Annotated in this window: 1 protein-coding gene; it reads left to right on the forward strand. The window is 33.9% G+C overall.

Annotated elements, in window-relative coordinates:
* A partial coding sequence (locus E5A76_RS15935) for a leukocidin family pore-forming toxin (RefSeq protein WP_187695664.1) occupies nucleotides 1–1,558 on the forward strand: 1,558 nt, incomplete at both ends.

Below are 1,558 nucleotides of genomic sequence, written 5' to 3' on the forward strand. Positions count from 1 at the left end.
TTGGTATTTCATTTTCAAGTAATGCAGTTTTAATTACAAAAGAGAAAGGAAAGTTAGCGTTTAGTTTGATTAATTCATCAGACTCGCCTTTTTTTGAAAGTTTAAATGATGTACAAAGTGATGATGATGATCTTTATGGGTACACAGGTAATGATAAAGCTATTTTACCAATAAAAACATTTTTAATTAGAACTTCAAAAAAAATCACGTATGAAGATTGTGCATTTCCTAGGTATACCTTCAAAAAATCGTATAGATGGCCATGGGAATACCCTTCTGTAACAGCTTGTGGATATGGTGGTATTACTCCACACATAACGCTTAATTATAAAGTTAGCTTCATGCGTTCTAAACCTGTTCCTGGTTCTACAGGGATGACTCCAGATCTAAAATTGGTTCGAATTTCACTAGATCGAGACGCTGGAGCTGGTATTTTACTCAATAATGAATTTAAAAAAGAATACGTAACTTACCCAAAGGGTGAACATGAAATACTCGATGGATGGGTAGCTGAATTTAGGTCATCTGCTGTTGCTCAATATTATGATTTTAATATTAAGGCTAGATGGTTTGATAATAATGCTTTTATACTACGTACCCTTCCAGCTAATAATTTGAATTCGAACTATACCACGACTGATGTTTCTCGCTTGGAAATAGGTGGTACAGCTACGCTTGGTTTTGAGACTCCCAAAAAAAGTGTTGCAACTTACAATCAAGGATATGTAACTGGAGAAGTATCGGCTAATGTTACATATGTACAAGAAAGACGTTTTACATATAACACATCAGATTATAAGGTATTACGTACACCATTCAGTGAACAGGAAATTGGCTTTAGATGGGAACGAGATCAATACCCCACATCTCAATCTGTTCAGGGAACATTTACTTCTCCTGCTTGGGGCTACTATTATCCGATAGATAAGAAAAAAGTATCTGAAATTGGATATAAAGGCTTTGTTCCAAATTATGATGTTATTTTTGCAGCAGAGCCAGAACAAAAAGAGATGACAATATTTGACCTTACAGCAACTGTTGGAGTTAGACCATTTTATAATCGAATATATCGACACTTTTATCTATTCACCCATCATTCTTATCAAGGTCGTGATGTAGCGCCAAAAGAGATATCAAGCAAAATAGGATTTAAAGTAGATTGGAATTCTGCAATCTTTTCTGGTTTGTTTCCTGTGAATATTCAAATTGGTAGAAAGAACTCAGAGTGTTTGAGTATTAATAATAAAAATAAAGTAGAGACAGATTCTTGTAACTCGAATAGTAGAGCGCAGTCTTTTATATTTGAAAATAAAAGTTATAAAAGTGTCATAAGCCCAACAATGTGTCTTGATGCAAATAATATCAAAACCTTGACTAAATGTGATGATAGAATGTCACAGAAGTGGAGCTGGGGTGAGGGTGTTGATAATTTTACTAGTGAATTACAAAGTTATATTGATGGGGAAGTAGTTGCTTTGTCTTATGATGATTCGAATACTTTGGTTACTGAACCTCTAAAACCTGGAAGTATAAATCAAAAAATGACAACCAATTATAC

The sequence above is a fragment of the Photobacterium lucens genome, assembly GCF_009873615.1.
In the GTDB taxonomy this organism is placed as follows: Bacteria; Pseudomonadota; Gammaproteobacteria; order Enterobacterales; family Vibrionaceae; genus Photobacterium; species Photobacterium lucens.